Origin of the sequence: Caulobacter sp. (genome assembly GCF_035254145.1) — a bacterium.
Lineage (GTDB): Bacteria > Pseudomonadota > Alphaproteobacteria > Caulobacterales > Caulobacteraceae > Caulobacter.
Genome location: NZ_DATFAV010000096.1, coordinates 1 through 11,872, shown reverse-complemented (window position 1 = coordinate 11,872; position 11,872 = coordinate 1). Strand labels below are relative to the sequence as shown.

Sequence of the window (11,872 nt, the reverse complement as noted above, 5' to 3'; positions counted from 1 at the left end):
GCCGGGACACGGCGAATGGCCCCTTGTCGTCAGACATTGGGATGCTCCGCTCTGGACAGTTTGGATTGAGGACGGGCGCGCTCGATCAGATCAACCGTGCGCGAGATCTCGAAGAGCGCCTCGGCGAGCCGAGCCTGGACATCGGCGACAGACAAACCGAGGTGACGCGCGATCAGCGCGTAGTCGAGCGCCTTGATGTGGTTGAGCAGGAAAACGTCTCGCGTCTCCTGGCGAAGCCGCAAGACCGCATAGGACATGACCTGCTGGCTGTTGTGAGGATCGAAGGTCCGGCCCCGCCAGAGGCTAGGATGTCGCCAGCGCCACCACTGGCTGACGACAGAGGGCCAAGGCAGGCGAAGGCGGGCCATCACGCTGCGCCTTCTCGACGACCATCCGCCCCGGCAGCCTCGACGACGGCGCCGATGAGCGCGCCGACAGTTTCGCAAGCCTCCGCCCAGCAGACCGATCCGATGGCTTGCGGCGACATCTCTGAGATGGCGTGGACGCTATAGTAAGGGCTGAGAAGCGCGGCTAGTTCGGGCAGCTTGGCGGGAGCGTCGGTAAAGCCGGCGCGTCGTGCAAACCGGAGCACCTTGACGAGGTCGTGCAGGAGGTAGACGCGGTTCCAGTCGTCGCTGATCCCTCGGTCGAGCAGGTACGCTTTCAGCGCCAGTTCGATGGCGATGGCCAGGAAGTAGCGGGCGCCTTCGTGGTGTCGCGTCAGCACCGCCTTGGCGCCTTGGTGGAAGCCAGCGGCGTTACGGAGAAACGTTGCCGCAAGAGTGCGGTCGGTGCCGTCGCGTCGCCGGGGAACGCGGCGGGTCACTTTCCACCGGAGAAGGCGGCGAGGTCGCGGACCGCGCGGGTGATCAAACCGTGTGCCTCGGGATGATCCTCCACGAAGATCAGGCGCGCCGCCACTGACAGGTTGGCGATGACGGCCTCGACGCTTTTGGCTGGCCTCGGCCGCATGGCCTTGAGGAGGGCGTGTCCCTCGACCTCCAGCATATTGAGCCGTGCGTCGATTTCGGCGAGCCTGGTGCCTTCGCGGATTTCGGCCTGCTGGGCGGGCGCGAGTTTGTACCAGCTGCGATGGGTGATCAGCCAGCCTTCCAGCCTGCCCCATTCAAGTTGGAGGCGGCGCTGTTCAGCGTCGATGGCGAGCCAGCTAGCGCACCTCGCGACCTCAGGGTCGGTATCACCGGCGGCGGCGCCAGTGACAAAGGGTGCTGCGGAGCCGCCAGCGAGCACGAAGCGCCGGGATGGTCGGCGCGCGCGCACGTCCGCACTCTCCGCCTGAAGGCGCGAGTCCATGACATCTAGTCCTGAATGTGCATTACTCCTTTAGTATCACCAACGACGCTATTCGGCAAGCGAAAAATATCGTGTGCTTTACTAATAATAAAACGACATGCTGACGGCCGCTCAAATTCGGGCCGCGCGAGCCCTTGTGGATTGGAATGGCCCAAAGCTTGCGGAGGCCGCAGGCCTATCGCTGCCGACAATCCGGCGGATGGAAAGTGCGGTCGGGCCGGGTCGTAGTTCTGTCGATAACGTCGAGGCTGTGCGCCGCGCACTTGAGGCAGCGGGCGTGATCTTCCAGATGGCCGATGAAACTGCAGGCCCTGGTGTTCGGCTTAAGAAGTAGGGCGGTAGCGCCGCAGCGAACCCCGCCCAACCTCATTGGAGTACGCAGCCGGCGTCATGGAGGTACGGTTTCACCTTCGCTAGAGGCGCCTAGGGCCTGTCTTTGTTTCCCAGAGTACGATCTGGCCCCGCGAGGCCTTGCCGCCAGAGGCAAGCAATCCAATTCTGGCCCATCGAATGCCTTCAGATCCCAGTCTGTGGAGCTTGAAACGATGGCCGACCTCGACCGCATCGTTCGCCTCAAGACCGTGCTGGCGCGCACGGGGCTGAGCCGATCGACTCTCTACCGCAAGATCGGTGAGGGCACGTTTCCTCGCCAGGTACCGATTAGCGTCCACGGCGCGGGATGGCATGAATCCTCTATCAATCGCTGGATCAACGACCCTGCCGGTTTTCGCGTGGACGAAAGGGGAAGATAGGCGCCACGGAAATCAGGGCTGCTGCATTATCGCCGCAAGCTCCGATAGCTAATTTGACTTGGTCTTTGGGGACGTGGCCAGATAGTCAGCCCAGGCCTGCATCAGCTTGCGTCGCTTTTCGAAAAAGTCCGTCCGGCGATAGGCGGCTTCGACCCGATCTGGAATCTTGTGCGCCAGCGCCTTGTCGGCGACCTCCTTGGGGAAATCAGTCGTCTCCGACGACCAGTCGGTGAAGGCGCTGCGGAAGCCGTGAACGGTCACGTTCTCGATCTTCATGTCGCGGAGCACCTTGGACATCGTCATGTCGCTGATGGGCTTGACCCCATTTGGAGAGAACAGGAGTTCATCGTCGTCCACCCGATCATCGTGCATTCGCCGTAGGAGGGCGAGGGCGGGCTTCGATAGCGGGACGGCATGGGCCACCTTCATCTTCATGCGCTCGGCCGGAATCGACCAGACGCCCTTGTCGAGGTCGAATTCACTCCAGACCGCAAACCGCGTCTCGTTGGAGCGCACAGCCGTGTAGACGGTCAGTTGCAGAGCATCCCGACCAAGGGTTGGCGGCATCGCCGCAACTGCTTGGAGGAAGGCTGGCACATCCTGATAGGGCATCGCCGCATAGTGCGAGCCAGTGTTATTCTGGCGCGGAAGTCCCTTGCGGACCGATCGCAGGGAAACTTCATTACTAATCCAGCCCTTGATGTGCGCGAAGTCGAGAACCGCATTGATCCGCTGAAGCACCTTATTGGCGGTATCAGGCACCGTCAGCCAAATCGGCTCCAGAACATCTCGAACAACGAGCGCATCGACCGTGTCCACGGGCTTAGACCCGATCATTGGAAAAACATGCCGCTCGAAGCTGGCGATCCAAATACCCTGCCGGCTATCCTTCCAGCCCGCCTTCAAGGTCTCGTAACAGGCGCGGGCAGCGGACTCGAACGACGGAACGGACCGACGAGCGCTTCGACGTTCGGCGGCTGGGTCACCCCCGCTCCTGACTTTCCGACGCATCTCGGCCGCCGCGATCCGCGCGTCGGCGAGGCAAACGTCCCGCACGGAGCCCAAGCCGAAATCGCGACGCACCCCCTGGAACTGGATACGGAAAAGCCACGACCGCGATCCACTGGGCTGAACATCGAGATACAGGCCGCGCCCGTCGCAATGGCGACCGGCTTTCGCGTTCTTCACCTTCAGGGCTGTAAGCGACAAGTTAGAAGTCCCTGTTCTGGAGCCTCCGATTTTCCCCTCGTTTTCCCCACACTTTTGATGCGGATTTCAGGGGACAAAGTGAGATTACCTGAAACGGGAATATCGATCAACTATATGGAGATAAACATGTTTTGGGACGGAATGAGACGTCCTGGTTAGATCCCTAGATCATCCTCGGCTCCACCAAGGACCTCCCAAGACCCCGTATCGCCTCGGCTTCGAGCGTGGATGGAGCGCGTCCGGCTTGGAGGGAATCCTCCACACCGGATGGACAGACTTTAGAATCAAACGGATAGAACCGGAACGGCTCGCGCCGCCGAAGGCCCCGGCTCGCGCAAGCGCGGCCGGGGATGACGTCTCTAAAGCGCCGCTTCGGCGACGGCTTCGGCGGTGATGCCGAACTTCTGGTACAGCACCTCGAACGGGGCCGAGGCGCCGAAGCTCTTCATGCCGACGAACTTGCCGTTCTCGCCGATGAAGCGCTCCCAACCCATGCGGATGCCGGCTTCCACAGCGACGCGGACTGGCGCCGTCCCAATAACGGAAGCCTGGTAGGACGCGTCCTGCTTGTCGAACAGCTCCCAGCAGGGGGTCGAGACGACGCGGGTCGGCTTGCCCTTGGCCTGCAGAATGTCGCGCGCGGCCACGGCGACGCCGACTTCGGTGCCCGAGGCGAAGATGGTGACCTGGGCCTCGCCGCCCTCGGCCGCCAGCAGCTCGTAGGCGCCCTTGGCCGACAGGTCGCCGCCCCGCGCGCGGACGTGCGGGGTCTTCTGGCGCGACAGGGCCATGACCGACGGCGTGCGCTGGTGTCGCAGGGCGATCTTCCAGCACTCGGCGGCCTCGACCGCGTCGGCGGGGCGGAAGACCAGCAGGTTCGGGATCGCGCGCAGGCTGGCGACATGCTCGACCGGCTGGTGGGTCGGGCCGTCTTCGCCCAGGCCGATGGAATCGTGGGTCATCACGTGGATGACGCGGGTCTCCATCAGGGCGCCGAGGCGGATGGCCGCGCGGCTGTAGTCGGCGAAGGCCAGGAAGGTGCCCGAATAGGGGATCACGCCGCCGTGCAGCGACATGCCGTTCATGGCCGCGGCCATGCCGAACTCGCGCACGCCGTAGTGGACGTAGCGCCCCTTGTAGTCGGGGGTGTCGAACGCGCCCATGCCCTTGACCAGGGTGTTGTTCGAGCCGGTCAGGTCCGCCGAACCGCCGATCATCTCCGGGATCGACGGGATCAGGTGGTCCAGGGCCGAGCCGGAGTGGACGCGGGTGGCGTTGACCGGCTTGGTCTCGATGGCCTTGGCGATGTGGGCGTCCAGCGCCTCGAAGGCGTTGGCCGGCAGTTCGCCCTTCATGGCGCGGGTGAAGTCGCTGGCGTGGATCGAGGCGGCGAGCTTGGCCTCCCAGGCCTTGCGGACCTTGGCGCCGCGTCGGCCGACGCTCTTCCAGGCCTTGGCGATGTCGTCCGGCACGGTGAACGGCGCGGCGTCCCAGCCCATCGCCTCGCGGGCGGCTTTGATCTGGTCGTCGAACAGGGTGTAGCCGTGGCTGTGGGGGTCGCCTTCCTTGGGACCCGCGCCCTTCGAGATCAGCGTCTTGCACGCGATCATGGTCGGGCGGTCCTGCTTGGTGGCCCAGCGCAGGGCCGCGGCGATCTTGCCGTGGTCGTGGCCGTCGACGACCTTCACGGCCCAGCCAGCGGCCTTGAAGCGGGCGACCTGGTCGCCGGTTTCCGAAATCGTCGCCTCGCCGTCGATGGTGGTGTTGTTGTCGTCGAACAGCACCGTCAGCTTCTTCAGGCGCAGGCGGCCGGCGATGCTGATGGCCTCGTGGCTGACCCCTTCCATCAGGCAGCCGTCGCCGGCGATCACCCAGGTGCGGTGGTCCACGAGGTCATGGCCGAAGCGGCCGGCCAGATGAGCCTCGGCCATGGCCATGCCGACGGCGGTGGCCAGGCCCTGGCCCAGCGGGCCGGTCGTGGTCTCGACGCCAGGCGTGTGGTGGACTTCCGGATGGCCGGGGGTCAGCGAACCCCACTGACGGAAGTTCTCGATCTGCCGCATCGTCATGGCCTTGAAGCCGGTCAGGTGCAGCAGGGAATAGAGCAGCATCGAACCGTGGCCGGCCGACAGCACGAAGCGGTCGCGATCGGCCCAGTCGGGCTTGGACGCGTCGAACTTCAGGAACTTGCCCCACAGGACGGTCGCTACGTCGGCCATGCCCATCGGCATGCCTTGGTGTCCGGACTTGGCCTTGTGCACGGCGTCCATGGAAAGGACGCGGATCGCGTCGGCCATCTTGATGGGCGAAACGGGCATGGAAGTACCGTCTTGTCTTTGTTTTGCAGGGCTGCGCGAGGGGCGCAGTCGCATGGGAACCCCGGGGGGGTCAACCCGCGACAGGGGCTAAAGACGGGAGCCGGAAGCCCGCCGTGGACGCTATGCAACATCGTCCGCAGGCGTTATAGCTTGAGGACGACTTATGCTCATTTTCAGCATAAGCTCTGGTTCCCTTGGCAAAAGGCGCGTCGCTTGGCCAGTCCGTCGTTCTTCTCGCCCTATCGTCACGGCTTCGTTCGCGTGGCCACCGCCGTTCCGAAGGTGAAGCTGGCCGATCCGGCCGCGAACGCCCGTAGCGTGCTGGCCCTGACGCGCGAGGCGCACGAGGCCGGCGTGGCGGTGATCGTGTTTCCCGAGCTGGGTCTGACGGGCTACACGGTCGACGATCTCCTGCAGCAGGAGGTGCTGCTGGACGCCGTCGAGGCCGCCATCGCGACCTTGGCCGAGGAGAGCCGGGAGCTGGGGCCGCTGATCGTCGTCGGCGCGCCGTTGCGTGACGCTGGACGGCTCTACAACACGGCCGTGGCGATCCAGGGCGGCCAGGTGCTGGGCGTCGTTCCCAAGAGCTTCCTGCCCAACTATCGCGAATTCTACGAGCGCAGGTGGTTCACGCCGGGCGCGGGCGTCACGGGCAAGACCCTGACCCTGGCCGGCCAGGTCGTTCCATTCGGGACCGACGTCCTGTTTCGGGCCAGCGGCCCGACGCCTTTCACGACGGGCGTCGAGATCTGCGAGGACGTCTGGACGCCGACCCCGCCGAGCACCGCCCAGGCGCTGGCCGGGGCTGAGATCCTGCTGAACCTGTCGGCCAGCAACATCACCATCGGCAAGTCCGAGACCCGCCGGCTGCTGTGCGCCAGCCAGTCATCGCGGATGATCGCGGCCTATGTCTATTCGGCCGCCGGCGCGGGCGAGAGCTCGACGGACCTGGCCTGGGACGGCCATGTCGACATCCACGAGATGGGCGCCCTGCTGGCCGAGACGGCGCGGTTCTCGACCGGCCCGGCCTGGACCTTCGCCGACGTCGATGTCGAGAGGATCCGCCAGGAGCGCATGCGTGTCGGCAGCTTCGGCGACGCCATGGCGCTGAACCCGGCCAAGGTCCCGTTCCGCGTGGCTTCGTTCGTCTTTTCGCCGCCGAAAGGCGACCTGGCCTTGGCGCGCGCCGTCGAACGCTTCCCGTTCACGCCGTCGGACCCGGCCAAGCTGCGCGAGAACTGCTACGAGGCCTACAATATACAGGTCCAGGGTCTGGCCCGGCGCCTGGAGGCCTCGGGCCTGAAAAGGCTGGTGATCGGCGTGTCGGGCGGGCTTGATTCCACCCAGGCCCTGCTGGTGGCGGCCAAGGCCGTCGATCAGCTGGCCCTGCCCCGGGCCAACATCCTGGCCTACACCCTGCCTGGCTTCGCCACCTCCGACCGCACCAAGTCCAACGCCTGGGCGCTGATGGAGGCCATGGGCGTCACCGCCGCCGAACTCGACATCCGGCCGGCCGCGACCCAGATGCTGAAGGATCTCGACCACCCGTTCGGGCGCGGCGAGCCGGTCTATGACGTGACCTTCGAGAACGTGCAGGCGGGCCTGCGGACGGACTATCTGTTCCGCCTGGCCAACCGTAACGCCGCCCTGGTGGTGGGCACCGGCGACCTGTCGGAGCTGGCCCTGGGCTGGTGCACCTATGGCGTCGGCGACCACATGAGCCACTACAATCCCAATTGCGGGACGCCCAAGACCCTGATCCAGCACCTGATCCGCTTCGTGGCCCATTCCGGCGACGTCGACGCGGCGACCACGGCGCTGCTGGAGGACATCCTGGCCACCGAGATCTCGCCGGAGCTGGTGCCGGGCGAGGCGGTGCAGGCGACCGAGAGCTTCGTCGGTCCCTACGCCCTGCAGGATTTCAATCTCTATTACCTGACCCGCTACGGCATGGCGCCGTCCAAGATCGCCTTCCTGGCCTGGAGCGCCTGGCACGACGCGGCCAAGGGCGCCTGGCCGGTCGGCCTGCCGGCGGCCTCGCGCCGCGCCTACGACCTGGCCGAGATCAAGAAATGGCTCGAGCTGTTCCTCAAGCGGTTCTTCGCCAACCAGTTCAAGCGTTCGGCCGTGCCGAACGGACCCAAGATCTCGTCCGGCGGCGCCTTGTCTCCGCGCGGCGACTGGCGGATGCCGTCGGACGTCACGGCCGACGCCTGGCTGGCGGAGCTGGACGCGAACATTCCGGCCTGACGGGCGCCCGGCCGGCGGTTACGAAGCCGCGCCGACGGCCCTGTCCAGCTCCAGGATCGCCAGGACGATGTGGTAGAACGAGCTGGCCGGCGCCGGCTCGTCCACGAAGGTCTCGTCGGGCTGGTACTTGTCGCGCCATAGGCCGGTGAGCGGCGTGCGCAGATAGGCCAGAAGCCCCTCGGCGCCGGCGGCCGCCATGTCCCAGTATCTGGCCTCTCCCGTGATTTTGGCGGCCAGGACGGCGGCCTTGATGCGCTCGGTCTGGGGCCACAGGCGCGCGCCGTCATCATGGATCGAGAAGTCGTCGAGCAGGGCGTTGATCGCCACCCCTCGCGCCAGGTCGACCCCGTGGGTTTCGGCGTCATCGATCATCCGCAAGGCGGCCGCGGTGGCGTCGGGACGGCTCGAAAGCTCGCCCCAGCGCAGCAGAAGCCAGCCCCACTCGAACTGATGGCCCGGCTCGCAGATCCGGCCCTCGACGCCGGGAGCGGGATTCCAGTCGAGATCGAAGAACTCGCGCAGCTGGCCGGTTTCGGCCTGGATGAACTTCGACAGCGCCAGCTCGGCGATTTCGTCGGCCAGGGCGCGCCAGGCCGGGTCGCCGTCGACCTCGTTCCAGGCCAGCATGGCCTCGAATAGGTGCATGTGCGGGTTGGACTGCAGCGGCGTGGTCGGCGGGTTGCTCAGCTGAAAGCCGGCGACCGGATGCTTGCGCTCGGCGATCAGCTTTTCACGCACCGCCACGGCGATCGCCTTGGCTTCCTGGGCGCGGGCGGGGAGGGCCTTGGCCACCGCCGCCAGGGCGAACATGGCGAACGCCTGATCGTAGAGTTCGGCGGTCTCGTCGAGGCTTTCGCCGTGAGGTCCGACCAAGGTTCGGAAAAGACCGTCCGGGCGACGATAGGCGGAGAGATAGAACGCAAGGCCATGCTCGACCGCCTCGCGCCAGGGGCCGTCCCAGCCCAGCGCCCCGGCGATCGCGAACGAGAAGATCTGGCGCGGCAGCACACGGCCGCGCCGGGGACCATCGACCGGATGACCTTCCAGGTCGATCTTCTCGTAGAAGCCGCCCTTGCCATGGTCTGCGCCCACGCGCCACCACAACGGATAGGCCGCTTCCGTCGCCCAGGTCTTCAGACGGTCGCGCAGGCGGGTGGCGTCGGCGAAGGCGTTTGTCATCGGAGGCTCCTGACGGTCCGCCTTTCTAGGCGAGGTCGCGTGACGAGGCCAAGACGGTGACTTGGCGTTCGCGCCCGTGTGGGAGTAGTGGTCGGATCATGACCAGCGCTCTCGACCTTCCGCCGCTCAAGGCCGTCTTCCTGGACCGGGACGGCGTGCTGAACATCGACCACGGCTATGTCTACGATCCGGCGCGCCTCGAATGGATCACAGGCGCCCGTGAAGCGGTGGCGGCCATGACCGCGGCGGGCTTGAAGGTGCTGGTGGTCACCAACCAGTCCGGCGTTGGTCGTGGCTATTTCGACGAGATGGCGCTGGATCGCTTTCACGCGGCCATGCAGGACCAGCTTGCCGAGGTCGGGGGGCGCATCGACGCCTTCTACCACTGCCCCTTCCACGAGCTGGCGGTGATCGAGAGCTATCGCGTCGCGGACCATCCCGACCGAAAGCCCAATCCCGGCATGGTTCTGCGAGGCCTGGCCGACTGGAGCCTGGCGCCGGAAGAGGCCGTGATCATCGGCGATCGCCACATCGACATCGAGGCGGGCGCCCGGGCGGGAATGCCGGGCTACCTGTTCAAGGGCGGAGATCTGCGCGCCTTCATCGGCCAGGTGCTGGGCGATCGGGTTCCGATGCTGAGATGAGGATTCTGCAGTTCGGCAGAACCGGTCAGGTCGCGACCGCCGTTCAGGCGGCGGCCGCGCCAGGCGGGCGGGTCGAGTTGATCGCCCTGTCCCGCGCCGACTGCGATCTGAAGGACCCGCGGGCCGTCCGCGCCGCGATCCTGGCCGCGGATTGCGACCTCGTGCTGAACACAGCGGCCTTCACCCAGGTCGATTTGGCGGAAGAGCGTCCCGATGAGGCGTTCGCGGTCAATGCGACCGCGCCGGGCGCGATGGCCGCCGCCTGCGCCGAGCGGGATTTGCCGTTCGTACACCTGTCGACCGACGCCGTGTTCGACGGTCTGACGCGCAGCGCCTATGTCGAAACCGACGTGGCCCAGCCGCTCAATGTCTATGGCCGCTCCAAGCTGGCGGGCGAACAGGCGACGCTGGCGCAGCCCCGCAGCGTAGTGCTGCGGGCCTCCTGGGTCTTTTCCCGTTATGGCCGCAACTATGTGAGCTTCATGTTGCGGCTGGCCCGCGAGCGCGAGACGCTCAAGGTGGTGGCCGATCAGTTCGGCACGCCGACCGACGGCGAGGCCCTGGCGGCGTTCCTGGTCGACACGGCGCCGCGCTGGGCGGCCGCTCCGGCTGGCGATCGGGCCTTCGGGCTGTTCCACTTCGCCAACGCCGGCGAGACGAGCCGCTTCGACTTCGCCAAGGCGGCGATAGACCGCGATCCCCTTAGCCGCGCCAGGGTCGAGCCGACGACCCAGGCCGCTTTCCCGGAACCCGCCCCCCGGCCGCCGCGCTCGCCTCTGGACACGGGGAAGCTTCAGCGGGTGTTCGGTTTCACGCCAGAGCCCTGGCGCGCCGCGGTCGAGCGGACGGCGGATCGGCTGGTGGCGGCCGGACTGTCCGCCTAGCGGCTGGCGCCGCCGCCCCGCCCGCGATAAACCGGTTCCAATCCTCAAGAGAGTACAGCGCGAGCGACCATGCAGATCTTCCTCGACAGCACCGACACCAAGGTCATCGCCGACCTGGCCACGACCGGCCTGATCGACGGCGTGACCACCAACCCGACCCTGATCGCCAAGGCGGGGCGTCCGATGCTGGAAGTGATCGCCGAGATCTGCGACCTCGTGCCGGGGCCGATCAGCGCCGAAGTGGCGGCCACGACGGCCGACGCGATGATCGCCGAGGGCAAGAAGCTGGCGGCCATCGCCCCGAACGTGGTGGTGAAGATCCCGCTGACCCGCGACGGCCTGATCGCCTGCGCGGCCTTCGCCGACGAAGAGATCAAGACCAACGTCACCCTGTGCTTCTCGCCGACCCAGGCGCTGCTGGCGGCAAAGGCCGGGGCGACCTTCGTCTCGCCGTTCATCGGCCGCCTGGATGACTACGGCTTCGACGGCATGGACCTGATCCGCGACATCCGCACGATCTACGACAACTACGGCTATGAGACCGAGATCCTGGCCGCCTCGGTGCGCAACGCCGCCCACGTCAAGGAAGCCGCCATCGTCGGCGCCGACGTCGTCACGATCCCGCCGGCCGTGTTCACGGATCTTTACAAGCACCCCCTGACCGACAAGGGGCTGGAGCAGTTCCTCAAGGACTGGGCCTCGACCGGGCAGTCCATCCTGTAAGGCTTTTCCGCGCCTTTCGCGGCTTCGAGAGGCGGCGTTCCGTCCGTCTCTCGAAGAGTCAAGTGATCACAGTTTATTTCGCAACAGCGAAGCTGGTTCGCAAACGCGTTCTGGCGCGTTAAATGTGGTCCGTCCACAGAGGGCCACGCTCATGGTTCCCCAAAAGGGTCCCGCGACCGCCGAGACTGAAGTCCGCCTTACCGGTCCCGAAGACGTCGATCGTTTCTCGCGCTTTCTTCAGGGCTTTCTCTCGGCCAACGACTTTCCGTTCGTGATCGTGCACGACACCCCGGAATTCCTGGGACAGTTGCGCAAGGTGGTGTTCGAGGACGCCGGCCTCAGCCGCAAGTTCGCCAGCGAATGGGTCAGCCTGCATGGAACCTTGGGAACCGCCTGAGCGTTGCTCGGATCGGATGGCCTAGCGTAATCTCGCCAGCGACGCCGGCAACCAGCAGCTCTTCCCTTCGTTGGGAAAACAGGCCTAGCTAGGGAAAATCGTTTCGCCTGGCCTGCGGAGCTGCGCCATGAACGACCCTAAATCCCAGTATACCGCGTCAAGCCTGCCTCCGGTCGCCGGATCGGCCCTCGACCTGATCGGG

The 11,872-nt window shown here is 66.1% G+C and carries 12 protein-coding genes; 6 read left to right on the top strand and 6 right to left on the bottom strand.

Annotated elements, in window-relative coordinates; all coding sequences use genetic code 11:
* Positions 1 to 29 precede the first annotated feature (29 nt).
* Genes VJ655_RS05540 through VJ655_RS05530 form a run of 3 tightly spaced genes read right to left on the bottom strand, consistent with a single transcriptional unit; the run spans position 30 to position 1,314 of the window.
* Entirely contained in the window at positions 30 to 368 is a 339-nt protein-coding gene (locus VJ655_RS05540; RefSeq protein ID WP_324110069.1) for a sigma-70 region 4 domain-containing protein, read from the bottom strand.
* Positions 368 to 826 carry a hypothetical protein gene (locus VJ655_RS05535; protein ID WP_324110068.1) on the bottom strand — a complete coding sequence of 153 codons (459 nt, stop codon included), beginning with the start codon at positions 824 to 826 and terminating at the stop codon, positions 368 to 370. Before VJ655_RS05535 ends, VJ655_RS05540 begins: the two co-directional genes overlap by 1 nt.
* Entirely contained in the window at positions 823 to 1,314 is a 492-nt protein-coding gene (locus VJ655_RS05530; RefSeq protein WP_324110067.1) for a hypothetical protein, read from the bottom strand. Before VJ655_RS05530 ends, VJ655_RS05535 begins: the two co-directional genes overlap by 4 nt.
* Positions 1,315 to 1,859: 545 nt before the next feature.
* Between VJ655_RS05530 and VJ655_RS05525 the strand changes: the two genes are divergently transcribed.
* On the top strand, positions 1,860 to 2,066 hold the full coding sequence (locus tag VJ655_RS05525) for a helix-turn-helix transcriptional regulator (RefSeq protein ID WP_324110066.1): 207 nt from the start codon (positions 1,860 to 1,862) through the stop codon (positions 2,064 to 2,066).
* A gap of 48 nt (positions 2,067 to 2,114) precedes the next feature.
* Here the strand turns inward: VJ655_RS05525 and VJ655_RS05520 are convergent, their stop codons facing one another.
* Both VJ655_RS05520 and tkt read right to left on the bottom strand, forming a co-directional pair.
* Positions 2,115 to 3,275 (bottom strand): tyrosine-type recombinase/integrase, encoded by a 1,161-nt coding sequence (locus VJ655_RS05520; protein WP_324110065.1) that lies wholly within the window; start codon positions 3,273 to 3,275, stop codon positions 2,115 to 2,117.
* A gap of 359 nt (positions 3,276 to 3,634) precedes the next feature.
* Positions 3,635 to 5,593 (bottom strand): transketolase, encoded by a 1,959-nt coding sequence (gene tkt / locus VJ655_RS05515; RefSeq protein ID WP_324110064.1) that lies wholly within the window; start codon positions 5,591 to 5,593, stop codon positions 3,635 to 3,637.
* Between the two features lie 213 nt (positions 5,594 to 5,806).
* On the opposite strand from tkt, the gene VJ655_RS05510 reads away from it, so the two are divergent.
* Complete coding sequence (locus VJ655_RS05510) at positions 5,807 to 7,843, top strand: NAD(+) synthase (protein ID WP_324110063.1); 2,037 nt, start codon at positions 5,807 to 5,809, stop codon at positions 7,841 to 7,843.
* Between the two features lie 18 nt (positions 7,844 to 7,861).
* On the opposite strand, the gene VJ655_RS05505 is transcribed toward VJ655_RS05510, so the two are convergent.
* Positions 7,862 to 9,022, bottom strand: a complete 1,161-nt coding sequence (locus VJ655_RS05505) for an AGE family epimerase/isomerase (RefSeq protein ID WP_324110062.1) — start codon at positions 9,020 to 9,022, stop codon at positions 7,862 to 7,864.
* 98 nt (positions 9,023 to 9,120) lie between these two features.
* On the opposite strand from VJ655_RS05505, the gene VJ655_RS05500 reads away from it, so the two are divergent.
* From VJ655_RS05500 to VJ655_RS05485, 4 genes are all read left to right on the top strand, one after another.
* Positions 9,121 to 9,666 carry an HAD family hydrolase gene (locus tag VJ655_RS05500; RefSeq protein ID WP_324110061.1) on the top strand — a complete coding sequence of 182 codons (546 nt, stop codon included), beginning with the start codon at positions 9,121 to 9,123 and terminating at the stop codon, positions 9,664 to 9,666.
* Positions 9,663 to 10,550, top strand: a complete 888-nt coding sequence (rfbD, locus tag VJ655_RS05495; protein WP_324110060.1) for a dTDP-4-dehydrorhamnose reductase — start codon at positions 9,663 to 9,665, stop codon at positions 10,548 to 10,550. The genes VJ655_RS05500 and rfbD overlap by 4 nt, the downstream gene beginning before the upstream one ends.
* Before the next feature lie 69 nt (positions 10,551 to 10,619).
* Positions 10,620 to 11,273 (top strand): fructose-6-phosphate aldolase, encoded by a 654-nt coding sequence (fsa, locus tag VJ655_RS05490; protein WP_324110059.1) that lies wholly within the window; start codon positions 10,620 to 10,622, stop codon positions 11,271 to 11,273.
* A gap of 151 nt (positions 11,274 to 11,424) precedes the next feature.
* Positions 11,425 to 11,670, top strand: coding sequence for a hypothetical protein (locus tag VJ655_RS05485; protein ID WP_324110058.1), 246 nt, complete (start codon positions 11,425 to 11,427; stop codon positions 11,668 to 11,670).
* Positions 11,671 to 11,872 lie beyond the last annotated feature (202 nt).

Coding starts and splice junctions, on each gene's coding strand:
- VJ655_RS05540 (WP_324110069.1), bottom strand. CDS start 368: ATGGCCCGCCTTCGCCTGCCTTGGCCCTCTGTCGTCAGCCAGTGGTGG.
- VJ655_RS05530 (WP_324110067.1), bottom strand. CDS start 1,314: ATGGACTCGCGCCTTCAGGCGGAGAGTGCGGACGTGCGCGCGCGCCGA.
- VJ655_RS05525 (WP_324110066.1), top strand. CDS start 1,860: ATGGCCGACCTCGACCGCATCGTTCGCCTCAAGACCGTGCTGGCGCGC.
- tkt (WP_324110064.1), bottom strand. CDS start 5,593: ATGCCCGTTTCGCCCATCAAGATGGCCGACGCGATCCGCGTCCTTTCC.
- VJ655_RS05505 (WP_324110062.1), bottom strand. CDS start 9,022: ATGACAAACGCCTTCGCCGACGCCACCCGCCTGCGCGACCGTCTGAAG.
- VJ655_RS05500 (WP_324110061.1), top strand. CDS start 9,121: ATGACCAGCGCTCTCGACCTTCCGCCGCTCAAGGCCGTCTTCCTGGAC.
- rfbD (WP_324110060.1), top strand. CDS start 9,663: ATGAGGATTCTGCAGTTCGGCAGAACCGGTCAGGTCGCGACCGCCGTT.
- fsa (WP_324110059.1), top strand. CDS start 10,620: ATGCAGATCTTCCTCGACAGCACCGACACCAAGGTCATCGCCGACCTG.
- VJ655_RS05485 (WP_324110058.1), top strand. CDS start 11,425: ATGGTTCCCCAAAAGGGTCCCGCGACCGCCGAGACTGAAGTCCGCCTT.